This is a genomic window from Lacrimispora amygdalina (assembly GCF_900205965.1).
Classification (GTDB): Bacteria; Bacillota; Clostridia; order Lachnospirales; family Lachnospiraceae; genus Lacrimispora; species Lacrimispora amygdalina_A.
In genome coordinates this window covers 86,389-112,473 of the sequence record NZ_OAOF01000018.1, presented here as the reverse complement: position 1 = coordinate 112,473, position 26,085 = coordinate 86,389, and the positions used below count along the sequence as shown (strand labels likewise).

The 26,085-nt window shown below is 42.1% G+C and carries 24 protein-coding genes and 1 tRNA gene; 12 read left to right on the top strand and 13 right to left on the bottom strand.

All coding sequences use genetic code 11. From position 1 onward, the window contains the following. From CRO04_RS20435 to trmB, 6 genes are all read right to left on the bottom strand, one after another. On the bottom strand, window positions 1-966 hold a 966-nt coding region (locus tag CRO04_RS20435), incomplete at its 3' end, for a restriction endonuclease subunit S (RefSeq protein ID WP_242974578.1). Next, window positions 966-2,459 carry a type I restriction-modification system subunit M gene (locus tag CRO04_RS20430; protein WP_097006086.1) on the bottom strand — a complete coding sequence of 498 codons (1,494 nt, stop codon included), beginning with the start codon at window positions 2,457-2,459 and terminating at the stop codon, window positions 966-968. The genes CRO04_RS20430 and CRO04_RS20435, both read right to left, overlap by 1 nt. Before the next feature lie 4 nt (window positions 2,460-2,463). Beyond that, window positions 2,464-4,800, bottom strand: a complete 2,337-nt coding sequence (gene hsdR / locus CRO04_RS20425) for an EcoAI/FtnUII family type I restriction enzme subunit R (RefSeq protein WP_097006085.1) — start codon at window positions 4,798-4,800, stop codon at window positions 2,464-2,466. A 580-nt stretch (window positions 4,801-5,380) separates the two neighbouring features. After that, window positions 5,381-5,453 (bottom strand) — tRNA-Lys (locus tag CRO04_RS20420). A gap of 111 nt (window positions 5,454-5,564) precedes the next feature. Next, entirely contained in the window at window positions 5,565-5,717 is a 153-nt protein-coding gene (locus CRO04_RS26385) for a hypothetical protein (protein WP_166432623.1), read from the bottom strand. Window positions 5,718-5,807: 90 nt separating this feature from the next. Next, window positions 5,808-6,443, bottom strand: coding sequence for a tRNA (guanosine(46)-N7)-methyltransferase TrmB (gene trmB / locus CRO04_RS20415; RefSeq protein ID WP_097006084.1), 636 nt, complete (start codon window positions 6,441-6,443; stop codon window positions 5,808-5,810). 293 nt (window positions 6,444-6,736) lie between these two features. On the opposite strand from trmB, the gene CRO04_RS20410 reads away from it, so the two are divergent. The 10 genes from CRO04_RS20410 (at window position 6,737) to CRO04_RS20365 (ending at window position 16,518) form a co-directional block, all read left to right on the top strand. Beyond that, the gene (locus tag CRO04_RS20410; protein ID WP_097006083.1) at window positions 6,737-7,792 is read left to right on the top strand and encodes a DUF4145 domain-containing protein; all 1,056 of its coding nucleotides are present in this window, start codon (window positions 6,737-6,739) and stop codon (window positions 7,790-7,792) included. Between the two features lie 220 nt (window positions 7,793-8,012). Beyond that, window positions 8,013-8,324, top strand: a complete 312-nt coding sequence (locus tag CRO04_RS20405) for a DUF3970 family protein (RefSeq protein WP_097006082.1) — start codon at window positions 8,013-8,015, stop codon at window positions 8,322-8,324. A 4-nt stretch (window positions 8,325-8,328) separates the two neighbouring features. Next, window positions 8,329-9,375, top strand: coding sequence for a V0D/AC39 family V-type ATPase subunit (locus CRO04_RS20400; RefSeq protein ID WP_097006081.1), 1,047 nt, complete (start codon window positions 8,329-8,331; stop codon window positions 9,373-9,375). Window positions 9,376-9,392: 17 nt separating this feature from the next. Further along, entirely contained in the window at window positions 9,393-11,324 is a 1,932-nt protein-coding gene (locus CRO04_RS20395; RefSeq protein WP_097006080.1) for a V-type ATP synthase subunit I, read from the top strand. 22 nt (window positions 11,325-11,346) lie between these two features. After that, window positions 11,347-11,778, top strand: coding sequence for an ATP synthase subunit C (locus CRO04_RS20390; protein WP_097006079.1), 432 nt, complete (start codon window positions 11,347-11,349; stop codon window positions 11,776-11,778). Window positions 11,779-11,781: 3 nt separating this feature from the next. Then, window positions 11,782-12,090 carry a V-type ATP synthase subunit F gene (locus tag CRO04_RS20385; protein ID WP_097006078.1) on the top strand — a complete coding sequence of 103 codons (309 nt, stop codon included), beginning with the start codon at window positions 11,782-11,784 and terminating at the stop codon, window positions 12,088-12,090. 16 nt (window positions 12,091-12,106) lie between these two features. Then, window positions 12,107-12,709: a V-type ATP synthase subunit E gene (locus tag CRO04_RS20380; RefSeq protein ID WP_097006077.1), complete on the top strand. Its 603-nt coding sequence runs from the start codon at window positions 12,107-12,109 to the stop codon at window positions 12,707-12,709. Continuing rightward, window positions 12,702-14,468: a V-type ATP synthase subunit A gene (locus CRO04_RS20375; protein ID WP_097006076.1), complete on the top strand. Its 1,767-nt coding sequence runs from the start codon at window positions 12,702-12,704 to the stop codon at window positions 14,466-14,468. The genes CRO04_RS20380 and CRO04_RS20375 overlap by 8 nt, the downstream gene beginning before the upstream one ends. Before the next feature lie 14 nt (window positions 14,469-14,482). Continuing rightward, on the top strand, window positions 14,483-15,886 hold the full coding sequence (locus CRO04_RS20370; protein ID WP_097006075.1) for a V-type ATP synthase subunit B: 1,404 nt from the start codon (window positions 14,483-14,485) through the stop codon (window positions 15,884-15,886). Between the two features lie 11 nt (window positions 15,887-15,897). Then, complete coding sequence (locus CRO04_RS20365; RefSeq protein WP_097006074.1) at window positions 15,898-16,518, top strand: V-type ATP synthase subunit D; 621 nt, start codon at window positions 15,898-15,900, stop codon at window positions 16,516-16,518. 63 nt (window positions 16,519-16,581) lie between these two features. Here CRO04_RS20365 and CRO04_RS20360 read toward each other — a convergent pair whose 3' ends face one another. The 6 genes from CRO04_RS20360 to CRO04_RS20335 all read right to left on the bottom strand — a co-directional run bounded on the left by CRO04_RS20360 (window position 16,582) and on the right by CRO04_RS20335 (window position 22,956). Further along, complete coding sequence (locus CRO04_RS20360) at window positions 16,582-17,220, bottom strand: lactate utilization protein (protein ID WP_097006073.1); 639 nt, start codon at window positions 17,218-17,220, stop codon at window positions 16,582-16,584. A 122-nt stretch (window positions 17,221-17,342) separates the two neighbouring features. Further along, on the bottom strand, window positions 17,343-18,881 hold the full coding sequence (locus CRO04_RS20355; RefSeq protein ID WP_097006072.1) for a sodium/proline symporter: 1,539 nt from the start codon (window positions 18,879-18,881) through the stop codon (window positions 17,343-17,345). Window positions 18,882-19,096: 215 nt separating this feature from the next. Beyond that, the gene (locus tag CRO04_RS20350; protein WP_097006071.1) at window positions 19,097-19,687 is read right to left on the bottom strand and encodes a TetR/AcrR family transcriptional regulator; all 591 of its coding nucleotides are present in this window, start codon (window positions 19,685-19,687) and stop codon (window positions 19,097-19,099) included. Window positions 19,688-19,830: 143 nt separating this feature from the next. Beyond that, window positions 19,831-21,096 carry a serine dehydratase subunit alpha family protein gene (locus CRO04_RS20345; RefSeq protein ID WP_097006070.1) on the bottom strand — a complete coding sequence of 422 codons (1,266 nt, stop codon included), beginning with the start codon at window positions 21,094-21,096 and terminating at the stop codon, window positions 19,831-19,833. A 27-nt stretch (window positions 21,097-21,123) separates the two neighbouring features. Beyond that, window positions 21,124-21,630 (bottom strand): L-2-amino-thiazoline-4-carboxylic acid hydrolase, encoded by a 507-nt coding sequence (locus CRO04_RS20340; protein WP_097006069.1) that lies wholly within the window; start codon window positions 21,628-21,630, stop codon window positions 21,124-21,126. Between the two features lie 24 nt (window positions 21,631-21,654). Further along, on the bottom strand, window positions 21,655-22,956 hold the full coding sequence (locus CRO04_RS20335; RefSeq protein WP_242974576.1) for a hypothetical protein: 1,302 nt from the start codon (window positions 22,954-22,956) through the stop codon (window positions 21,655-21,657). A 297-nt stretch (window positions 22,957-23,253) separates the two neighbouring features. Here CRO04_RS20335 and CRO04_RS20330 point away from each other — a divergent pair, with 297 nt between their 5' ends. Continuing rightward, window positions 23,254-23,913: a GntR family transcriptional regulator gene (locus CRO04_RS20330; protein ID WP_097006068.1), complete on the top strand. Its 660-nt coding sequence runs from the start codon at window positions 23,254-23,256 to the stop codon at window positions 23,911-23,913. Continuing rightward, window positions 23,913-24,890, top strand: a complete 978-nt coding sequence (locus tag CRO04_RS20325) for a phosphotransferase family protein (RefSeq protein ID WP_097006067.1) — start codon at window positions 23,913-23,915, stop codon at window positions 24,888-24,890. Before CRO04_RS20330 ends, CRO04_RS20325 begins: the two co-directional genes overlap by 1 nt. A gap of 34 nt (window positions 24,891-24,924) precedes the next feature. Here CRO04_RS20325 and CRO04_RS20320 read toward each other — a convergent pair whose 3' ends face one another. After that, window positions 24,925-26,085, bottom strand: coding sequence for a YibE/F family protein (locus CRO04_RS20320; RefSeq protein WP_097006066.1), 1,161 nt, complete (start codon window positions 26,083-26,085; stop codon window positions 24,925-24,927).

Sequence of the window (26,085 nt, the reverse complement as noted above, 5' to 3'; positions counted from 1 at the left end):
ATAATGAGAATTATCCCGTCTGAATATGACGCTCTCGCGCTTATCCCGCTTGATTTTGCCCGCTTTAATGAGGGCTTCCTTTTCCGCCCGTATACGCTCCAAAAGAGCCGACGCAGGTTCGTCGTCGGGGTCTTGGGGTACGAGCTTGCCCATAACCGCTGCTTGAAGAATGGACTTCTTCAAGTCGCCAGGGAACGCCGCGTTTAGCACGGTCAGCTTTTGCTCTGCGGCGGCATAGTCCGCGACGTGCGGGAGCAGTTCCTCTATGCGGGCGACTATGCGGCGCTGCTCGGCGAGTGGCGGAAGGGGGAGAACCAGCTTCTTTAATGACTGTCCATTTACATTCGGTTGTCCTGTTCCCATCGAATAACTCTTAAGTTGCTCCCAATAGAACGGTGTTTCCAAAAAGACTTTTAAGTATTCTTCGTAGATGGATTCAAGTGGTATAACTCGAATGAGATACGAAGCAAATACCGCACGCCCTTCAAGATTTCGTACAATATACGACTTGCCTATTGTTCCCCCAGTCCGGGCTATCATAATGTCACGATTGCTCAATCCATAAGTCGCATATTCGCTTTCCATTGGTTCACAAAACGGAACATCGCGCCAACACACCACGTTGTTTTGGATGTCGGTTATTCTGAGCAACTTTGCATTGCCAGTTGGTTGCGCAGACGCAGTATATCCATAATGAATGTTAGCGGCAACGTCATTAAGCCGCACCCAAACCCATCCCTCCGGCACGTCAAACGGCAAGTCGGCATAAGGCAAATTATCGGAACCTCTAAAAATGACAGATGAATTCTTTTCCTTTTTTATTTTTTTCTCTTTAATCAGCCGTTCTTTCTCTGTACGAATTCGTTCCAACAATACACTTGCCGGCTCATCATTGGGGTCTTGAGGAACCAGTTTCCCCTGGACTGCCATCTGGAGGATAGAATTTTTCAGTTGTTGCGCTGTCATTATTTATCATCCTCCTCAGTAAGATCAATCCCCAGTATATCTGTAATCTGTGCCAGAATACGGTCAATATCTGCATTTAGACTTGCACGTTTCTCCTGATACTGCTGAATTAGTTCCTTGGGTGGTAAAATTTCCTCCTCCTCATGAGGAAAACCACACAGATCAATATTATAAGTTCTGTCCACAATCTCCTTTACCGTATATTTCTTTGCCTTATCAAAACCATCAACATATAATTCCTGGCGATTATCCCACCACTCTATTACCGGAGTAAAATGTTCCAGCTTCATAGGTTTGGTTTTTGAGAAATTCTTATATCCATCCGGCATATCTAACCGATAGTACCACGTTTCTTCTGTTGGGTGCGTATTATCAAAAAATAAAATATTGGTTGTGATGGATGTATATGGAGCAAATACACTGTGAGGCATGCGGATAACAGTATGTAAGTTAAATTCTGAAAACAGTTTCTTTTTTATTGCAATTTTGGCGTTATCTGTACCAAACAGAAACCCATCCGGAAGAATTACCGCAGCTCTGCCATTTTTCCTCAAACGATATATAATAACTGACATAAATAAATCAGCTGTTTCACTGCTTGCCAAATCTGAAGGAAAGTGATTTTTTACTTCTGATTTTTCACTTCCTCCATAAGGAGGATTCATCAGCACCACGTCAAATCTATCTGTTTCTGTATAATCCAGAATGTCCTTTAATAAAGAATTATCATGATAAATACGGGGAACATCAATACCATGTAAAAGCATATTGGTAATACAAAGCATATACGGAAACTGTTTTTTCTCAATGCCATAGATAGATTTATCATAAGCCTCCTGGTCTCCTGTAGTCTCAATCTGTTTCTCTAATTCTCTTAACCAGCTGATAAGAAAACCGCCCGTCCCACAGGCAAAGTCTGCAATTGTCTCACCAATCTGCGGTTTTATCATTTTAGCCATGAAATCAGTAACAGCACGTGGAGTATAAAACTCACCAGAGGAACCGGCACTTTGTAATTCACGGAGAATGGATTCATAAATTTCTCCAAATGCATGACTTTCTTCATAATCGCCCAGGTCAATCTCATCAATAATATTAATAACCTGACGGAGAAGAACGCCGTCTTTCATATAGTTATTAGCATCCTCAAATGTGGTCTTAACAATCATTTTTTTGATTGGAGTAGCTGGCGTTATTTCCAACTTTTTTAATGTAGGGAATAGTGTATTGTCAACAAAATCCAACAAACTATCCCCTGTCATTGCTTTGCCAGAGTGATCATCCTTTGCCCAATTCTGCCAGCGGCAATTTTCCGGTATGATGGAGATATACTTTCCATCTTCATCAATATTCCAATCTTCTTCCTTTGCATCATATACCTTCAAAAACAGCATCCATGCAATCTGCTCAATACGTTGTGCATCACCGTTAATACCAGCATCATTCCGCATAATATCACGTAATCGTTTTATAAAATTTGATAAACTGCTCATTATTCTAACCTACCTCATAAAGTTCCTCTTCCAGTTTTTTTAATGCTTTCATATATCCTTCCACGCCGCCAAACTGACTGACAATGCGAGATGGCTTACCCATTTTAACAAATGGATCAAGCTTGAGAACAGCTGTCTTCTCAATCTCATAAACACCAGTATTCATATATTTATCCAACAATGCTTCAAGCACTTCTCTTGCTACTCCAGTATATTTGCTTAGAAAATCACGTTTTTTCACATTGTTCGCCCTCTCCTTTCGGGTCAATGCTTTCCGGTCAAATGCCACGTGGCAGATAAAATCAAAATCATCCACTTCTGTCATCCCTTGCTCTTCTTTCAAATTGGCAAGGTCAATCCCACGTTCTTTTAACATATTTGCAATCGTTTCCTTTTTTTCTTCTGCTGTCCACTGGCGAATAAAGTTATCCAGTGATGCATATGTGCCAAGTATACTGGTTTTAGTATAATCAATAATGCTTTCCTGCCGAAGAAGTTTACCATTCACATCATAAACGGAAACAGTTTTATTAATAATTCTAACTGTACAACCATCTACATTAACAATAGGTACAATACGATATGGCAATGGTTCATCAGGAATATCTGGTTGATCTGGGTGTGATGGCGGTATTTCCTTTGTTATACCATAATTATTATCTATTTCAATCGGACCATCCCAATCAGGATCCGCAAACAATCTTGTTACACCACGGAAATCCATTACCGCAAAATGTGTCTTTCCTTCTTTTTCGCGAATTCGTGTACCTCTACCGATAATTTGCTTAAACTCTGTCATTGAACTAATCATTTCATCCAAAACAATCAGCTTTGTCATCTTACAATCCGCACCAGTAGATAGCAGCTTTGATGTTGTAGCAATCACTGGATATTGGGACGAAACAGAAATAAAATAATCCAGTTTACTCTTTCCATAAATATCACTTCCGGTAATCCGTACAACATAGTCTGCATTTTTCTGACACATATCACTGTTAAGATTAGTAAGAGCAATCCGCATCCGTTCTGCATGCTCTTCCGTAGCACAGAATACTATTGTTTTTGACATACGGTCTGTACTTTTTAAATAGTTGGTGATCTCCTGCGCAACCTGCTGAGTACGGTCTTCTATGATGATGTTGTAATCATAATCATTGTTAGTGTAAATCCGGTCTTCAATCAAATTCCCATTAATATCTCGCTGTCCATCATATGGACGCCAACCATCACCAATATCCGTAGTAATATTAATTACCCTAAAGGGTGCCAGAAAACCGTCTTCAATTCCTTCTTTCAGGCTATATGTGTAAATTGGATCTTGGAAATAATTGATATTGGAAACATACCTTGTTTCCCTCGGAGTAGCAGTCATACCAATCTGCGTTGCCGATGAAAAGTATGTAAGGATTCGCCTCCAACGACTTTCCTCTTTTGCCGATCCTCGGTGACATTCATCCACAATTATAAGATCAAAGAAATCAGACGTAAAAAGTTCACTGAAATGTTCTGTATTATCATCTCCCACAAGCTGCTGATACAAGGAGAAATACACCTCATGAGAAGTAATTATACTACGCTCATCTTTGGCAACATTGATTTTATGAATCGTTTTTTTCAATGGTGCAAAATCTTGTTGAATAGACTGGTCTACAAGAATATTCCTGTCTGCCAGATACAAGACTTTCCGCTTCATATTGCTTTTCAGCAATCGATATACGATTTGAAATGCAGTATAGGTTTTGCCTGTTCCGGTCGCCATAACAAGCAATATTCTATCCTGCCCCCGTGCAATTGCGTCCAATGTCCTATTAACGGCAATGCGCTGATAATAACGAGGCGGATAAGTGTTTTGACTTGTGTAATATGGTTGATGGATCAAGGTCTCTTCCGCTGTGTTTAACCCCTTACCATGATTAGCATACTTTTTAAAACGTGCAATCAATTCATCGGACGTAGGAAATTCATTAAGAGCAATCTGCCGTTCCTGCCCTGTAAGAAAATCATGCTCTGCAAAACCATCACCATTTGAACTGTATGCAAACGGCAAATCAAGCATTTTCGCATACGTCATTGCCTGCTGTAAGCCATAAGAAATACTATGCGTATTGTCTTTAGCTTCAATGATGGCGATAGGATTATTTTCATTCAGATACAACACATAATCTGCACGTTTTGGTTTTTCGCGAAACACAAAATTACCTTTAAGATTGATTTTTCCATCAGTTATCTGTGTTTCCATCGTGATCTTTTCCCGGCCCCATTTCGATGTTACCGCAGGAGTTATGTACTGGAGCTTAATGTCTTCTTCACTCATATCTCTCTTCGGAATAACAGTACTCATCAACAAAACCTCCTCTTTTGCTTCCGATAAAAAAAGTTATCAGAAGTTAATATCAAAAAATTTCTTAGTTCAGTCAATACATAATTTTAACCCCGGCACTCTTAAATTAAACCTGATAGATTTATAATATTTATTTTATCATACAAATCCCGCCCTGTCATTCTCGTTTTTTTGACTATTCTTTCTATAATAATGGGATTTTAGAACATCTACATCATCATCTTAAATTCCATATTTATCAGATAAAAAATTGTTGCCACATTCCATCTCGTAATATGGAAACTCCAATCTGAAGTCAAAGCGTTTTCCGTTGAAGATCTTATTATGTAAATAAAATAAAATTTATATTGAAGTAAAAAAACAACTTCTCAAGCCTTCCACAATACTAAAGAAAAAAATTTGCAAAGAATTTGCAAAGACACCTTTTTTCTAAAAATAAAAAAAGCGGACATCCAGTCGACATCCGCTTTCCCATCAATTTAATCTTAACGTATCAAACACCAGCAAACCCGCATAAATCCAAGCAAAATAAAAGCACCGACCCCATAGCTCTCCGTCTACAAAATCAGTACTTTTTTACTGCGCCTTCGGGGGCTCGAACCCCGGACAAATAGATTAAGAGTCTACTGCTCTACCAACTGAGCTAAAGGCGCTTGTCTTTCGTTTTTTCGGTATGCTCTTGTCTCAAGCACGTGTGTAATTATATAACCGTATACAACAAAAGTCAACACCTTTTTTACAAAATATTTACAACTTTTTCGAATTTATTTATTATTTGTATTTTTCTTCACATTTCCGCCCAGTGTTTTGTTCACTTCTACAAAAGATTTATTCCACGTCAGCATTTTTTTATTTAGCTCCGTTTTATCGCTTGTGGCCTGTAAAAGCTTGTTAGTTACCTTTTCTTTCATACCCATGGTAATACTCACCTGCCAAACCTTTTGTTTTATTATATGCAAAACCGGCCGCCTGGTTATAAAAAGGTGACCGGTTATTGCTTTTATAGATCAGCGGCAGGCAATCAATTTATAGATTGGATTTCCTTTAGACGAGAATTTCTCTTCATATTCCGTCATTACATTTCCATCTCCCATTTCGCAGTGATGTAAATCATAAGTGAAATTCACGATCTTCCAGCCCGCTCTTGGAATAGCTTCCAATGAATAATCAAACAGCCCTTTGTTGTCTGTCTTAAATTCTAATACTCCGTCAGGTTTTAATATCTGATTATATACTGCAAGAAAGTCTTCAGATGTAAGCCTGCGTTTTTCATGCCTGTCCTTAGGCCAGGGATCGGAAAAATTAAGATAAATTTTTTCTACTTCTCCCGGGGCATAAATTTCAGCCAGGTTTTTGGCATCTACACACATGAAATAAATATTATTAAGTTCCAGATCAGCCCGTTTTTGTAATCCCCGAAGCAAAACGCTGGGATACCGCTCTATTCCAACATAATTAATATCCGGATGAAGTGCCGCCAGTTCCATAATAAAACGACCTTTTCCCATACCTATTTCTATTTCGATTGGATTATCATTTCCAAAAACTTCCTTCCAGCATCCTTTTTCCCCGGAAGGATTCTGAATAACATAAGGACTCCTGGCGATTTCCTCTTCCGAGCCGGGGATGTGACGTAGCCTCATATCTTTATTCCTCCAATTAATTTCATCTTTCTTATTCATAGCCTTATGGGCGTATGGCAGATAGATTGTATCATATAGTACGTAAAATGTGCAAGCACTGCGAATAATAAGCAAAAACCTCTCTATGCTGTCATAATTCCTTAACTCTCTAATGATCACTATATATTCATCTGCATATTCTTTAATTTTCTCTTACAAATTCAAAATCATTAAAATAACAGGTGCGCAACTTATTATAATCTAGTATAATGTCTGTATATTGGGATATATCCGTTTTGCAAAGGAGGAAATACATGGGAACTACAGATAACAGTCTCTGGACTAAAATCCAGCAGGGTTTGAGGGAAACCGAGACGCTTATGAACCAGATGCAGTACAATATGGTCATGATCAAAGCCCGTCAGACTCTGGAATATATGATTCATTTTCTTGCCGAGAAAGCATTGATTGTAGAAACCGATCTGGCTGACAGCATCGATCAGTTATATGAAGGACGATTTATTTCCCAGGCAGTCAAAGACCACTATCACCGGATCCGGGTCCTCGGAAACAAAGCAGTACATGAAGGCAGCGACAGCCCCTATGACGCTTCTGAAGCCTGTAAACTGCTTTCAGCTGAAGTCACTGCCTTTACAAACGCATTTCACAGAAGCCGCCATCAGGGAGCGTCTCAAAAACCTCATTCCGTGCAGGCCGCACCTATTTCTTCAAGGTCCTCTGCGCAAAGAGCTGCTGCAACAGCGAATGATTCAAGAAGGACAGGAACACCGCAAAGGCCTGCTCACAGACCCGCTCAGGGATCCGGTTCAAGATCCGCTCACAGAGTTCCCCAGAACTCAGGACCAGGCAGCGACAGACGGCAAGCATCCCACAGCAGAAGCAGGCGGCGCAGCAAGAAGAATAATATCGGGTTACCTGGATTACTAAAACCGTTTCTTATATTTCTGGTTCTTTTTGTAATCGTACTGATTATTGTAAAGCTGATACCTGGGAAAGATAAAAAGAATGAAACAGTTCCTACAGAGATTTCAACTGAGATCACAACAGAAGCTGCCACTACCACAACCGAAGCAGAAACAGATCCTCCTGAGACAGCAACCGAGCCTCCAAAAGTATATACAACCAAGAGCAAGTTAAATGTACGCTCCAAACCCGCCACAGACAGCACGAAACTCGGAAGCCTTGCGTCAGGAACCGTTGTGGATTATGTGGATACCTATGATGACAAATGGACAGTTATTATGTTTGAAGGCAAGCAGGCCTATGTAGCAACTGAATTCTTAACTGTAACCGAGGGTTTAAGTGAATCTGAAGCCGGAACAGATAGCACAACAGCTTCCAATCAATAATATTATAAAGCGAAGAATCAGAAGAATGTAACTTTTGATCTTCGCTTTTTATGTTTAAAATGCATAAGCAAAGTCTCATTGGTATACCTTATATTTATGTTGAATTTAAGCCATTAAACCGATTATTTCGAAATTCCTATGGAAATTTTTTTAATTTGTAGTATGATTATTAATTAGAACCGTTTTATTTCGTTCACTATTCACAAAAGGAGGGCAAAAAATGGATGCTGTGATTGAAAAAATATCTGAGATCGAATCAGCTGCCACTTCCATCATGGAACATGCCAATGAACAGAAAAAGGCGTTAGCGAAAGAAATGGAAGAGCGTACTGCTGCATTTGATGCCCAGCTGGAAAATGAAACTGAAAAAGAAATAGAAAAACTGAAAGCAGAAATGGAAATCAAAATGAACCAGCGTTTAAAAAAGCAGCAGGATGAATTGCAGAAAATACTGGAGGCAATGGAGAAAAACTTTGAAGTCCATCATACCCAATATGCCAAGGAACTATTTAACAATATGATAAAGGAGTGATTCAATGGGAAATCTGTTATCCTACAGCGGTTTAACAACCAAGGTACGGGCGATGGAAAGCCATCTGATCACAGACAGCCAGTTCCGGGATATGGCAGCTCTTGAAACAGTTTCCGAAGCAGTGGAGTATTTAAGACATTTAAAAGCTTATGAGGGCCTGTTTTCTGATCTGGACGACGAAACACTGCACCGGGGTGCTATTGAACAGCGGCTTATCCTGTCCCTGTATCAGGATTTTGCGAAGCTTTACCGTTTTTCCAACTTAACACAGCGAAAATTCCTTGACTTGTATTTTATGCACTTTGAAATCGATATCCTGAAAAAATGTTTCCGTAACTCAATGGGAAGAAACCGGCTGGATATCGATCTTTCTGTATTTAAGGACTTTTTTTTCAAGCACTCCACACTGGATCTTATGAAGCTTTCCTCATCCTCAAATGTGCATGAATTTATAGCAAATCTGGAAGGCTCTATCTATTATGATTTGCTGGCGCATCTGGAAGAAGGGGAGGAAACTACTTTATTTGATTATGAAATGCATTTAGATCTTCTCTATTTTAAATCAATCTGGAAAGTAATGAGTAAATACTTAAGCAGGAAGTCACAGGAACTTTTAATTAAATGCTTCGGCAGTAAGCTGGATTTACTTAATATCCAGTGGATTTACCGCTCTCTTAAATATTATCATTTAAAATCCGCCGATATTTATGCGCTTCTTATTCCCTTTCATTTTCATTTAAAGAAAGACCAGACGACGAAGCTGGTTGAGGCAGGAACCATGGATGAATTTTTCTCCGTTTTAAAATCCACCTTTTATGGACAGAAGGCAGATATGGACATCAGGGAGAAGCCTGATTTAGAGCAGCTTACCAGTGAAGTTCTTGATAAGATTTACCGTTCCACAAGCCGTCAGAATCCTTATTCCATTGCAACATTAAATTCCTATCTTTATTTTAAGGAGGAGGAAATTCAAAAAATAATTACACTCATAGAGAGTATCCGGTATCAGCTGAAACCGGAAGAAATTATCTCCTATGTAGTAAAACAGTAAAGGGGGTTGCTTTTCCTGTGATTGAAAAAATGAAATTTTTAAGTATCACCGGACCGAAAGAGGATATCGACCGTGTCATTGATACCTATCTATCCAAATATGAAATTCATTTGGAAAATGCGTTGTCTGAATTAAAGACAGTAAAGGATTTAAGACCTTATGTTGAGACCAATCCTTATAAGGACACGTATCAGCGTGCCCAGGATCTGGCAAAACTTCTTCCAGAAGATAATTCGGAAGCGATAAACAGATCGGAGGTTTCGATTGAATCAGCAGCCAAATCCATTGAAGATATCGGATCCCAGGTAGAAGAACTTACTGCTGCCCAGACCGATCTACAGGATAAAATTGATGCTTTAAATCAGTCTTTGGGGAAAATCATCCCATTTACGGGACTGAATTACGACTTAAGCTCCATTTTGCATTTTAAGTACATCAAATTCAGGTTCGGTCGCATTTTACATGAATATTATAACAAATTCGAAAGCTACGTATATGACACCATAGACACTGTTCTTTATAAATGCAGAGAAGATGAAGAATACGTGTGGCTGGTTTACTTTGTTCCGGAAACCGTATCAAACCAGATTGATGCCATTTATTCATCTATGCATTTTGAGCGCTTTTTTGTTCCTGACGAATATAAAGGGACGCCTTCCGATGCCATACACTCCCTCAGGGATAAGATAAGCGTATTGGAAACACAACAGAATGCGATTAAAAGTAAATTATCCATGATACTGGAAACAAGACGGGAAGAACTATTGTCCGCCTTAAACCGCCTGGAAACCTTCTCCACCAACTTTAATGTAAGAAAGCTTGCAGCTTGTACCAAGCAGAATATTAATACCTTCTACATTATCTGCGGCTGGATGAGCTGCCGGGACGCCAGTGCCTTTCAAAAAGAGATATCCAATGACGAAAAGACCTTCTGTATTGTGGAAGATGATCACAACAACATCATGAGTGCTCCGCCTACCAAGCTGTTAAATCCACGGCTGTTTCAGCCGTTTGAACTGTTTATAAAGATGTATGGCCTTCCGGCATATAACGAAATCGACCCTACCATTCTCATCGGAATTACTTATTCCTTCCTTTTTGGATTTATGTTTGGGGATGTGGGGCAGGGACTGTGCCTGCTCTTTGGCGGATTTCTTCTTTTCCGTCTGAAAAAAGCCAGTCTGGCGGCCATCATCTCCTGCTGCGGTTTCTTTTCCACTATATTCGGTTTTCTGTTTGGCAGCATCTTTGGATTTGAGGACATCATACATGCCGTATGGCTCCGCCCCATGGAACATATGACGAACCTGCCGTTTATCGGAAATTTGAATACCGTATTTGTAGCCTCCATTACCATTGGTATGGGGATTATACTTCTTACCATGATATTAAATATCATCAACAGTGTCCGGTCACATGACCCGGAACGGACTTTTTTTGATACCAATGGCGCAGCCGGACTGGTATTCTATGCAAGCCTGGTGGTTACCATCGTTCTTTATATGACAGGCAACCCCATTCCGGCAACAGCACTTTTATTCCTGATGTTCGGTCTTCCGCTTCTTGTTATATTCTTCAAAGAACCGCTTACGGCACTGCTGGAGAAGAAAGCGGAGACAATAACGGAAGGAAAAGGCATGTTTGTGATACAAGGGCTATTTGAACTTTTCGAAGTTCTTTTAAGCTATTTTTCCAATACTTTGTCCTTTGTCAGAGTCGGAGCTTTTGCAATCAGCCACGCAGCCATGATGGAAGTCGTATTAATGCTTTCCGGCGCAGAAGCCGGTAATCCCAACTGGGCCGGCGTTATATTCGGAAACTTATTTGTCTGCGCAATGGAAGGACTGATCGTAGGAATTCAGGTCCTTCGTCTGGAATATTACGAATTATTCAGCCGTTTCTACCGTGGAACCGGCCGTGCTTTTAAACCTTACGGAAAGAAAAATTAATTATTTTCAGGAGGAAACCAATATGTCAACATTAGTAAATATTACTTTAGCAGCTGCATTACTTTTAAGCATCGCTATTCCATTCGGAGCTTTTGCCATGGGCGAGAAATCAAAAGGACGCTACAAAAAAGCACTTGGAATAAACTTACTCCTTTTCCTTGGCACCATTGCCGTTTCCGGTATTTTCCTCTTTCAGGGACAGGCGCAAGCTGCAGAAACTGCCGCAAGTACTGCCAGCGGGGTTGCCGGAATGGGATATTTAGCTGCTGCTCTTTCTACCGGCCTTGCATGTATCGGCGGCGGAATCGCCGTTTCTGCAGCAGCAAGCGCAGCTTTAGGCGCTATCAGCGAGGATGGCTCCATACTTGGTAAATCATTGATCTTCGTAGGTCTTGCCGAAGGCGTTTGTCTCTATGGTCTGATCATATCCTTCATGATCTTAGGTAAATTATAATTTATGAAAATGTATTTAATCAGTGACAACGTGGATACCTGGACAGGAATGAGACTGGCAGGAGTGGAAGGCGCTGTCGTTCATGAAAAAGCAGAATTGAAGAGCCAGCTTGATAAAGTTCTGGCCGACAAAGAAATCGGGATCATTTTATTAACGGAAAAATTCGGCAAAGAATTTCCGGACATCATCAATGATGTAAAATTAAACCGCAAACTGCCGTTAATTATTGAAATCCCTGACCGCCACGGTACCGGCCGCAAGCCCAACTTTATCACGGACTATGTCAACGAAGCAATCGGATTAAAACTATAAGAAAGAGGTGGTCATCTTGACAACTGAGGAAAAATTGCAGCACTTCCTTGAGTTTTGTATGGAAGATGCCAGATCCCGCAGTGCAAAGATGCTTGACGAATATACCCAGGCCTTAGAGCAGACCTTTTCGGAACATCAGGAGGATGCCAGACGCAGAGCAGAACATCAGGTGAAATCAGAAAGCGAACAGATCGAACGGGAGATCAACAAACGGCTCTCATTGGAACAGATCAGCACCAAGCGGGAATTTGGAAAAATGCAGGATGAACTAAAGGAAAAACTGTTTCAGGAGTTAAATGAAATGGTGATCGAATACAGGAATACCCCGCAGTATACAGAGCTTCTTCAAAAAGAGATCAAAGCCGCAAAAGAACTGGCCGGCAAAGAATTTATTACCATCTATATCGACCCGGACGACGAGGAAAAAATCCGCAGCTTATCTTTACCGGAAAGCGCTGATATCCGGGTCAGTGAGTATTCATTTATGGGAGGCACCAGAGCAGTCATCCCTTCCAGACACATTTTAGTCGACAACTCCTTCCAGACCAAGCTGGCAGAAGCAAAACGGGATTTCCGGTTCAATATCAAAGACTTGATGGGAGGTACGGCAAATGACTAATACAGGCACGATTTCCGGCATCAACGGCCCGGTCATCTACTTAAAGGGCGATCCCGGATTTACCATGAACGAAATGGTTCATGTAGGAAAAGACAACTTAGTCGGCGAGGTCATCGGACTGACAGACCGGCGAACCATCGTTCAGGTATATGAAGAAACCAGCGGAATCAAACCTGGAGAAACCGTTTCCTCCACAGGCTTTCCAGTTTCCGTCACCCTGGCTCCCGGAATCCTTAACAATATCTTCGACGGTATTGAGCGCCCCTTAAGCGAGATTGCAAAGACAGGCGGTGCTTATATTGACCGTGGTATTCACGTAGATTCCCTTGATACCAGGAAACTCTGGAAAACACATATAACCGTGAAAAAAGGGGAACATCTGCTTCCCGGAGCAATCATCGCGGAGGTGCCTGAAACACCTGCCATCGTTCATAAGGTTATGGTTCCTCCTGATCTGGAAGGTACTGTGCTTGATGTGGTGGAGGACGGTTCTTATACTATCTCCCACCCTCTTATCACGCTGCAGCTGACCGATGGTACCCAAAAACAGCTGACTATGACACAGAAGTGGCCCATCCGTGTTCCCAGGCCTACGTTAAAACGGTATCCGGCTACCAAACCGCTTATTACCGGACAGCGAATCATTGATACACTTTTCCCCCTTGCAAAGGGAGGAACCGCCTGCATACCGGGCGGCTTTGGAACAGGTAAAACCATGACCCAGCACCAGATTGCCAAATGGTCCGATGCGGATATCATTATCTATATCGGCTGCGGCGAGCGGGGCAATGAGATGACTCAGGTACTGGAGGAATTTTCCCAGTTAATTGATCCCCGTTCCGGCAACCCGTTAATGGACCGGACCACCCTGATTGCCAACACCTCCAATATGCCGGTTGCTGCCCGCGAGGCCAGTCTTTATTCCGGTCTGACCCTGGCAGAATACTACCGGGATATGGGGTATCACGTTGCAATCATGGCGGATTCCACATCCCGCTGGGCAGAAGCCCTGAGAGAATTATCCGGACGTCTGGAAGAGATGCCTGCAGAAGAAGGATTCCCAGCTTATTTAGCCTCCCGCTTGTCTGCATTCTATGAGCGCGCAGGCATGATGCAGAATATCAACGGTACCGAGGGGTCTGTCACCATTATCGGCGCAGTTTCTCCCCAGGGAGGCGATTTCTCCGAACCGGTAACACAGAACACCAAGCGGTTTGTCCGCTGCTTCTGGGGGCTTGACCGGAATCTGGCCAATGAGCGGCATTTCCCTGCAATTCACTGGCTCAGCAGTTATTCCGAATATCTGACTGATCTGGCACCCTGGTATCTGGAGAAGGTAGACAAAAAATTTGTGGATTACAGAAACCGCCTGGTATTCATTCTGACCCAGGAAAGCAGCCTGATGGAAATTGTTAAGCTGATCGGCGGAGATATGCTGCCCGATGACCAGAAGCTGATTTTGGAGATTGCTAAGGTTATCCGTATCGGATTCTTACAGCAGAATGCTTTTCACAAGGAAGATACCTGTGTTCCTATGGAAAAGCAGTTTAAGATGATGGACTTAATTCTCTATCTGTATAAAAAATCCCGTTCTCTGGTTTCCATGGGCATGCCTATGTCCGTATTAAAGGAGGATCCTGTCTTTGATAAGATCATTTCTATTAAATATGATGTTCCCAACGACAGGCTTGATATGATTGATGACTATAAAAAGCAGATTGATGAATTTTATGATTCCGTCATAGAACGAAACGCATAGGAAGGAGGCAGACGATGGCAATCGAATATTTAGGCTTAAGTGCAATTAACGGACCACTGGTCGTTTTAGAAGGCGTCCAGAATGCTGCCTTTGACGAAATCGTTGAAATGACAGTCGCTGGTAAAACACAGAAGCTGGGGCGTATTATCGAGGTTTATGAGGATAAGGCAATTATTCAGGTGTTCGGTGGAACCGAAGGACTGGCTCTCAGGAATGTCCATACCCGGCTGACCGGACATCCCATGGAACTTGCCGTTTCAGAAGACATGCTGGGACGTACCTTTAACGGTATTGGGGAGCCCGTTGACGGACTGGGAGATATCAACTCAGAAATTTATCTGGATATCAATGGCAAACCGTTAAATCCCGTGACAAGAGAATATCCCAGAGATTATATCCGTACCGGAATTTCAGCTATTGACGGACTTATGACGTTAATCAGAGGACAGAAGCTTCCCATTTTTTCCGGAAATGGTCTTCCCCATGACGAACTGGCTGCCCAGATCGTACAGCAGGCCTCATTAGGAGACAATTCCGAATCAGGAGAAAAATTTGCTGTGGTATTTGCAGCCATGGGTGTAAAATATGATGTGGCGGATTTTTTCCGCCGTACCTTTGAGGAAAGCGGCGTATCCGACCATGTGGCTATGTTTATCAACCTGGCCAACGATCCTGTGGTGGAGCGTCTGATCACACCAAAAGTCGCGCTGACTCTTGCAGAGTACCTGGCATTTGAAAAAGGAATGCATATCCTGGTTATTTTAACAGATATGACAGCCTATGCGGAGGCGCTTCGTGAAGTTTCCTCTTCCAAGGGAGAAATCCCCTCCAGAAAGGGGTATCCCGGCTATCTGTACAGCGAGCTGGCTTCCATCTACGAACGGGCCGGTATCGTAAAAGGACGGCATGGATCTGTCACACAGATCCCTATTTTAACCATGCCAAACGATGACATTACCCACCCGATCCCAGACCTTACCGGTTATATCACAGAAGGGCAGATCGTATTAGACCGAAACTTATACGGACAGTCCGTTTATCCGCCCATCAACGTGCTCCCGTCCCTGAGCCGTCTGATGAAAGACGGAATCGGAGAAGGCTTTACCCGTGCGGACCATCAGGGTGTGGCAAACCAGCTGTTTTCCTGTTATGCAAAGGTGGGTGATGCAAGAGCCCTGGCTTCCGTAATCGGCGAAGATGAGCTTTCCCCCATTGATAAAAAATATCTGGTGTTCGGCAAAGAATTTGAGAACCGTTTTGTAGGTCAGGGAAACCATTCCAACAGAAATATCCTTGAGACCTTAACCATCGGATGGGAACTGCTGGGTCTTTTGCCGAGAGCAGAACTGGACCGTATCGATACCAAAGTATTAGACCAGTATTACAAGGAAACCACCGTTGAAGCTACAGGCGAATAGGGGGTATCAGAATGAATCCGAATACATTTCCAACAAAGGGGAATTTAATCCTCGCTAAAAACTCCCTGGCATTAGCCCGGCAGGGTTACGAGCTGATGGATAAAAAGCGGATCATACTGATCAAGGAACTGATGAGCTTGATCGACGAGGCAAAAGGGATCCAGTCAGAGATTGACGTAACATTTACCGCCGCTTACCGAGCACTGCAGAAGGCAAACATTGAACTGGGTATCAATTATGTGCAGGATATTGCCCTGGCGGTCCCCATAGACGACCGGGTGAAGATTAAAACCCGAAGCATTATGGGAACAGAAATCCCTCTGGTGGAACACGAGGAAATGCCTCTGAATTTAACCTACGCTTACTATAGCACCAGGGAATCCCTTGATGAAGCCCGATACCATTTTGAGCAGGTTAAAAAACTGACCGTCAGGCTCTCCATGGTAGAAAACTCCGCTTATCGTCTGGCTAACAGTATTAAAAGGACCCAGAAACGGGCCAATGCATTAAAGAATATTACAATTCCCCGCTACGAGACTCTTACCAGAAACATTACCAATTCTCTGGAAGAAAAGGACCGGGAGGAATTTACCAGGCTTAAAGTAATTAAACGTACCAAGAAAAGTATATAAAGACAACAGAGCTGCATGGCCTGAGTTAATGGCCCTGCAGCTCTGCTTTTTAATGAAACATTATTAATACCCCAGATTCTGGTCTACAATGATTACCTTTATACGATCCGCAATAAACTGACCGGTAATTAGTACAAAATCATTGCAGATTCGTTCTTTATGGCTGCAATCAATGCACTTGTTTAACCGGGTGCACGGAGTTGCCTTCCCCAGGCGTTTCGCATCAAGAGGTGCTGCAATCTGCCGTGTTCTTTTTATGGCTTCATCCAGATTATCGGTGATTTTATTGACTCCTGCTATGACAATGACCTGTTCAGGTCCATATAACATAGGTGCCACTCTGCTCCCATTCCCATCAATATTGAACAGTTCCCCATTTTTTGTAATTGCATTTACTCCCGTCACAAATGTATCTGCCCGGAAATTCTGTAAATATAATTCCCTTTTATCCTTACCTGTCAGAGATGGCTGGAATTTATCCAGAAAATGAAGCTTGCGGGTTCGTAAATAATCAAAAACCCCCAGCTGCTCCAGAGTTACCGAATCTCCGCTTCCTACGGTTTCTCCTTCTTTGATCAATTGATCCAAAAGAGAGATCAGGCAATTCTGGTCTTTAACATAATATCCTGCCATCCGGTTTTTATTAAGCTGCTTCATGACGTTCCTTAAGTATTCAGGAACATGTTCTTTCTCAGAATTCATCGTAACACCTCCGGTATGATTGTATGTCTGTCATCTCACTCTGTCAATCAGATTCCTCTCATTTCGTGTTCACAAAAAAACTGCCGGAGCATTTCTTTTCCGGCAGTCATCATTTTTCAGTCTTATTTTTTACTAACCAGGTCAAACTCCTTATAGATTTCCCGTTCAGGTTCAGGTGTCAGCAGTGATACAATCACTATCGCCGCACAGGCTGCTGTAAATGCAGGAAGAAGTTCATAAATATTAAAGATGCCTCCCATGGGACGGACCAGATACTTCCATATAAATACCATCGCACCGCCAGATATCATTCCTGCAACTGCCCCATATAAGTTACTTCTTTTCCAGAACAGGGCAAACAGCATGACAGGTCCAAAGGAAGCTCCAAAGCCAGCCCAGGCAAAGGAAACAATGGCAAATACCGAACTATCTGGATCCCAGGCCAGATATACCGCTATAAGTGCCACACCGATCACAGTCAGACGGGCTGCCAGCATGGAAGTTTTATGACTTACTTTAAGCTTTAAAAAGTCCTGCATCAGATTCTGAGAGACTCCTGATGCGGCTGTTAAAAGCTGGGAGTCAGCGGTTGACATGGTACATGCAAGAATACCTGCCAGCACTACACCTGCCAATAATGAAAAAATCAAACCATGTCTTCCCAACAGACCGGCAAGCCTGATAATAACAGTCTCCGCTTCCGAACCTGATGCAAAATACGGAATATGGCCTGCTGCTGAAACGCTGTAACCGATAATACCAATAAGGATAGCCACAAGCATGGAAATAACAACCCAGGTTGATGCAATACGGCGGGACGTTGCAAGCTTCTTTTCATCGCTGATTGCCATAAAACGAAGGAGAATGTGGGGCATACCAAAATAACCAAGCCCCCATGCCATAGTTGACACTATATTTATTATGCCATAGGCAGAAGACGTCTGTTCCGCCATATTATGTGTTCTGCTCATACTCAGATAACCTTCCAGAGCCCCTGCGTTCTCCATGACTCTCTCCCAGCCACCAGAGATGGAGATCCCATAAAATACAATAATGATTAGAGAAATACTCATAACAATACTCTGAATTAGATCCGTAGTGGAAACCGCCATAAACCCACCCATTACGGTATATCCAACCACTATAATTGCTCCAAGAATCATAACTGTATGATAGTCTGCATGAAACAGACTGTTAAACAGTGTTCCAATAGCTTTAAAACCAGAAGCAGTATATGGAATGAAAAAAACCAGAATGATTACGGCAGAGATACACATTAATACATTTTTCTCATCCCGGTATCGGCGGGAGAAAAAGGCAGGAAGTGTAATGGTATCACACACAACCGAATAGCGGCGAAGACGTTTTGCGACCAAAAGCCAGTTTAAATACGTACCTGCTGCCAGTCCGATTGCGGTCCAGCCCGCATCAGCAATACCGGTCATATAAGCAACACCAGGAAGTCCCATCAGCAGCCAGCTGCTCATATCCGACGCCTCCGCACTCATGGCAGTCACCAATGGCCCCAGCTTTCTTCCTCCCAGATAAAAGTCATCGGCTGTATCCCCGCCGCCCTTTTTACTGTAGTAAAATCCAATATAGACCATGGCCATCAGATAAACCAGAATGGCAGACAATATTCCCACTTGTCCTATACTCATAACGTTCCTCCTCAATGCAGACTATTTCTGTTATTTTACTTATAAAGCCCTAGACAATGGGTGTATTATAGCATCATCAAAAATAGAACGCAACACAGAACGCAGTATAGACCAAATACCGTACTATTTTATAATTATTAATGAGATATCCTTATTTTATATAGATATTGTACTAGACGTTAATTAAAAATAAATATCGTACAAGTATTTATGTTTTATTTTTCAGGCAGAAAACCACTTAAAAACGAAGGAAGCACAGATGCACTATATTGACGCAATGAGTATTCTCCTCCGCATAAACACCAGTCATACAGAAGGGCCCGTTCACAAAGAGCATATAGTTTTACCATTTCGCTCACGCTCATTTTTGTTCCCATCTCCCCATCTTCCTGCCCCTGAGCTATGATCTTTCTCAGCAATCTGTAATAGGTCCGGTTATGATCCAGTAAATGCTTTTCACCATTGGTAACCAGCTGCGTGGACAAAAGCCTTGCCAGAAGGTCCATGGATATGCTGTTCTCTATCATTGTAAACAGTTCACTGTTTAACTGCAGCAGCTTCTCCATAGCCGGCAGCTGTGGGTCCAGCTGTGTTTTCAATTCTTCATATTTATCATCAAACAAAACACTAAGGGTGCTAAGCAGTGCATCTTTTCCATCAAAATAGTGATAGAACGATCCTTTTGATGTCTTGGAAAGCTCTATGATCTCCTCCACCGTCGTATCTTCATATCCTTGTTCATAGAACAGCTTCCAGGCAGCACTTACGATTTTGCCCCTGGTATTGCGCACGCGTTTCTTTGCCACGAAATAATTCCTCCTTATTTCCATCCTGAGATGAAATCACACGATTTAGTATATCACAGGAGAGGAAAAACCGTCTATGATATAAAATGTTATCGTGACCTTAAAACCGTCACGATAACATTTTACACAGGTTCTCTTTTATTTTATCTTCCTATCATAATATTAAGTATCTCTACATCAGTAGACTTCATACCCAGGCGCCCCATCCGCCCGATATTTTTTAGAGTCTGTTCATAGTCCCCCTCAACCAGTCCCTCCCCAAACGGGAAAGAATGATTTCGGATTGCCATTTCATATCCGATAATACCAGCATCAACTGCGCTGGAAATTTTTGCTGCGCAAGAATCTTTCGCTCCATCACATACAATACCGCCAACATTTCCCAGGGAATTGATCAGTGTTTTACCGATAATGTCATAATCAGCACCCTGGAGATAAGCAATTCCGCAGGCTGCCGCAGCTCCGGCAGAAACAGCTCCGCAATATGCAGATAAATTCCCGATATATTGTTTTTGGTGCAGAGATAAAAGATTGGTAAGTACAAGCGCCCTGATAAGGACCTCTTTTTCTACTTTTAATTCCTTTGCATAAACTACAACCGGCATTGTGCAGGTGATCCCCTGGTTACCACTGCCAGAATTGATAATAACCGGCAGGGCGCAGCCATCCATCCTGGCATCAGAACCGGCTGCTGCTGCCGCTCTGGCTCTGATCCTGATATCCTTATCAGATAGAAGCATAAGTGTCCGGCCAACCTGTGAGCTCCAGTCCTGATTCAATCCAGCCTCTGATATGGCAGAATTATACTCAATCTGCCTGTTTATAATATCCTCAACATCTTTAAGCTCTGCTTCATTGGCAAACTCAAGGATCTCCCTGATATTAAGCTGTGTTTTGTCGCCCGAATCCTCAATTTGTATATCCTGCTGCTGAAATATAATCTGATTGTTTTTCTCAATCTTAGAGATATGGTTATGTTTTGTCTGAATCTCCACTGCTGCAGACTCAGACCCCGCCGTCAGACAGGCACGTATAAAAAGGGTTTCCTCTCCTTCTTCTAATTCACAGGTGCAAAGTCCCTGCTGATTTAACTTCCTGGTCAGTTCAATCTCTTTTTCACCTGCCCTGCTTATTACTTCAAGCTCAGAATCCGGATCGCCTGCCACTACACCTAAAATAGCTGCCACTTCTACGCCTTTTTGTCCACCTGAATTAGGAACAACAACACCCTTTACATTTTTAATAATATTTCCGCTGCAGCGAAGAAGAATGTGGTCAGGCATCTGGCCAAGCACTTCCCTTGCTTTAGCAGCAGCAAGCGCTATGGCAATTGGTTCGGTACACCCCATGGCAGGAATCAGTTCGCCCTTTAAAATCTTCAAATAATTATCATACTGAGTTTTTTTCATAGAAGTGTTCTCCTTACTACGTGGTGCTTATTTCTCTTTTTTATAGAAAGAAACTTCGCAGGTTTTACAGCCCTTTGCAATGGTATCACCCAAATGAAATTCATATCCCATTGCTTTTGCAATACCCCGGTCGCCATCCATAGCCATATCACATAATTTCTCGCAGGTTGCATCGTCAAATCCCAGATCCTGCCAGGCTTTTAAAAGCGGACAATGGTGAAATTCCAGTTCCACTCTGTCTTTGTCTTTTGTCTTAAAAGTTAATTCAAATGTTTTCTGAAGAGTCGGAGAAAGAAATGTGTCCGCAAAGACAGATACATCCTCCGGATCCGGACATTTTTCTCTGATCTCATTTCCCTGGGTTGTTCCTGTTTCTGAGATTGCCTGGCGAATGACTTTTTCCATTACTTCAGCCGCACCGGCTTCACAGCCCTTTGTATAAGTAAGTCCTGTCCATGTGGCCCGATGGCCGATGGCACCTCTCTGAATGTCTACTACCTTATCCCCTTTGATCGTAATTTTGTTTTCAATCATATTTTTATCCTCCATATTTTTTATTTATTTAAAAAATATTGCCATTACAAGGCCTGCAATTAAAACCGATCCCGAAGTTGCACTCACAAAACCAGATACCAGCGTTTTGGGGAGCATATGTTCTTCCAATATTTTGTACTCCTCATCATTATCAGAAAGCACCTTAGCTGCCTCCACGCTTAAGGTATAGCTGGCCGGAAACCCTCCTGCCAGAGTACCCAGCCCGATTGCAAATGACATGGCTGCACTGAGTCCCAGCTTTTTACCCACCGGGATCGAGAATGCTGCCACACCCATTACCGCCAATACAATCAGTACTGCAAAGCTTTTTAATAACTGCACCAGGGTTTCCGGAGTTACAGACTTTAACTGTGCAAATACAAACATCATAATTACTGTGTAAACAAATCCCATACTCCGGGAACGCACCAAAACATTTTTATCAATAAAGCCCAGCGCAGTTCCAAATACCCCCAGAAGCAATGCCCATACAAACTTTGAAACATATCCCATTGTAAGTTTATCAAGATACCCCGCCATAACTGTCAGAGTCACAATAAAGAATAAATGGGTAAAATCACTTTTAAAACTTTCAGGCATTTGGGGAAATATATAAGATTTCTTTGTTTCTACTGCTTTTCCCCCAATGAAAGAAGCAGACTTGTCGAAATTCATCTTTCCATCACGATACGCCTTTAAAACAGTTTTACCTTCTTTTTTAAGGCACAGGCTGGTCAGTGGGTATCCCGCAAACCCCTGCAAAACATATACTGCCATAGCCAGAATTGCTAATTCTTCCGTTGGTGCAACGCTCTGCATCATCATGGCAGCTACAAAGCCTCCTGTAAGCGGTGGTGCAGCAATTGCAGCGATCTCGCTGCCAATCAAAAAACTGCCAGCTGTTAATATGACCACGAGAACTCCCAGCATACCTGCTAAAGTTACAACAACCGTTTTCCACTGATCAATCAATTCCCTGATATTAAGCATGGTACCCAGATGGACCACCATAATCATAACGAGAAACGTAGGGAGATTGGAAGCTATTCCGCCTAATTGCAGGATATCCTGCGGGAAGTATGTCCAAAATCCAACGACAAACAGAATCGCTGTAATAAACATGGACGGGACAAAAGCTTTGGTAGCCAGTGAGAAGAATTCACCGACGATCAATAGAAATAACATGGTAAGAAACGCTGTCTGTGTATCCATTTTGACCTGACCAGTGGCCACCTGGTAAACGCCAAAATAGAGGAACGAGACAATCATGACAGCTAAGAGCAGGTACCCAATTAAATGTTTTTTTAAATTCGTCTGCTTATCCATACCTTATTCCTTTCTTGTTTTTGTTTTAATACACTGTGTACTTGCCCTGATCATATCACAAACATATGGCTTGTTCAACCATAATTATCATTTTCTACATTATTAACTATTATTTATCATTAAATTTGTGTATTTATTACAATTGTTCTTTGCAAATTCCCATTTTTATCACATTGTGATATGATCAGGATCACAAGCAATACACTGTTAATATTATTATGTATAGATATTATTGACTTAATTTTCCAGGAAATGTATAATAAAATGGCTTATGTCGTAACGAAAAAGGGGAATCTTATGTGTGAAAAAAACACCGATACATCACTAAAACAGCAGGTTCACGATGCATTGATTGCTGATATTATCAATGGAGTATATTCTGGTAGTACAATTCTTACAGAAAAATTTTTAATGGAAAAGTATAACGTTAGCCGTGCGCCAATCAGAGAAGCGCTTACACAATTAACAGCAACACTTATTCTTACAAGCATTCCAAGACAGGGTTATAAGATTTGTCAGCCAACCGCTGAGGAAATATATGAGATAGTCAAATTTCGTTCATCCCTAGAGTGTTCATTCTTACGTAACCTTTCAGCAGGCATTGATCGTGAATGGATTCAGGAACTAAGAACTAACTGTATGAAATATACCAATTGCGAACCTGGTGATTTTATAGGTAAGTGGCATTTAAACTGCGATTTTCATTTAAAGCTTTTCTCTGTTTATGGTAACCGTTATGCCTATAAACAGCTTCAGGATGCGTTAAATATTCAAACCATTTACTTTATTCAGAAAAAGCAGTATGCCAGCATGGACTTACATATGGCTCTTATTGATTATATTGAAAAGAATGAACTTTCTATTGCTGAAACAATTTTAAAAGCAGATATTGAGAATCTTTTAATACCTGCTGCGGCACCAATTGATAATAACAATTACCGAAAGGAGGGTGACTGATGAAAAGTCTCACTAAAAATATTCAATCAGAAGAAACGATTCTACATCTTATTCACCACGCATTCCCCCATGCAGTCTGCAACGGCATAGAGGAACTGACAGAAGGATATTTTAATGTAGCCTACAAAATCTCTCTGGATCACGCTCCCTCCTGTATATTAAAAATAGCGCCTCCAAAAGACGCCCCTGTTATGTCATATGAGAAGAATATTATGATGAGTGAAGTTCTTGCCATGCGTACAGTGAAGGAACAGACCGGTATACCAGTTGCAGAGGTTCTGTATTATGACGACAGCCTTACCCAGCTCAATTCTCCATACTTTTTCATGGAGATACTTGAGGGAGCCAGCCTGCATTCCATACTTCCTAGTCTTTCTGAGGCAGTACAATCTGAGATTCGGACAGAAACCGGCAGATGGAACCGTAAAATCAACGGAATAAAGGGCAGCAGATTCGGCTATCCCGGACAGCCTGCTTTGCAGGGAAGTGACTGGCATCAGGTCTTTAGCCTTATGATTAAACTGGCTTTTTCAGATGCAGAACGCTTATCTATAGATTTAAAGGTATCCAGAGAACAGCTTTTTAGGGATTTAGATAGAAGCAGAGAAATCTTTGATGAGGTGAAAATCCCGGTACTTGTGCACTGGGATTTATGGGATGGGAACATCTTTGTAAAAGACAATCGGATTACCGGTATCATAGACTGGGAGAGAAGTCTATGGGCAGATCCGCTTATGGAAGTGGGATTCCGTACCTATGTTCCAGACAGGGATTTTTACAATGGTTACGGTATTGAACGCCTTTCGGAAAAAGAATATTTACGTGCTCTCTGGTATGATGTTTACACCATGCTCCTGGTATCCCAGGAGTGCGATTACCGGCAGTATGAAACAAGGGATATGTATGACTGGGCTTCCGGCCATCTGGTTGATAAATTCAACGAACTTCACCGTACCATACATTCCATAACCCCGTGATTCTGCCGGCTTCGCCCAGACAGACCAGTATGCATCAGCGGTTTATCCCCCATTTTGCTGCTGTTAAAGATGCCAATAGTGATACAATCGGAATTGTAAGCACAACTCCCAGGCTTCCGGATATTCCCTGCATGATCTCTATTACCATATTATTTGAATTAATAATCTGAAGATAAGGTAATTCGTATGCATAGTTTAATAGCAGCGTGCTGACCCCGCTTCCTACAAAAGCAAGGATTAAAGTATTCACCATGGTTCCCATCGCATCCCGTCCCACATTCATACCTGACCGGAACAGCTCTTTTGCTCCCAGCTCAGGATTATTGGCATGTATCTCAAATACAGTTGAGGATATGGACATTCCCACATCCATTACTGCACCAAGAGCAGAGATCAGTAATCCGGAAAATAACAGTTCGCCTACACGGATTCCACGAATATTCTCCAGTACAGTCAGAGATTCAATATCTGATACATTATATCCTGAGATATGGGCAGCTGCTCCGAACAAATAAGCCGATACTCCGGCAATAATAACTCCGCTGACTGTTCCTGTTACCGCACACAAAGTTTTTCCAGACCAGCCCCCCAGTAAATACATTGTAAGAAAAGTAGTAATTGATGCAACCAGAACTGCTGCAAAAAACGGAGAATAACCTTTATAAATCATTGGTATGTAAAGCCAGATGATGCAGATAAAAGTAAAGATAAGACTTACGCAGGCATAAAAGCCTTTCCGTCCTCCAATTATGCAGACAACGGCCAGAAACAGTACTGCAAATCCAAGAACAGCCCACTCCCGGTCCACACTGTAGACCGTATGAATGGATATATCTCCAGATATACTCTGGATTACAATTACATTCATCCCAGGTTCACAGGCAGCTCCAAACAGATAACCATTGTTGCTGGTTGCTTCTACCAGTTTTCCCTTCATGGATCCGGAACGGATTTCTACCAGAACCTTCTGCTGTCCGGTCCTGGTCCCATCTTCCTGTAAGTTATCAGAACTTATCTCTACGACCCGCCCTCGTTCAAAGGTTCTGCCTTCTGTGGATATCAGACTGATTCTGTTAAAGTGGTTAAAATGCATTAAAAATAGTACAAATCCCGCAGCTGCTGCCGCAGATACGATCCACCGAATCCACCTCTTTTTCTGAATTTTCCACACAGGTATATTCTGCTCACTCTCCAT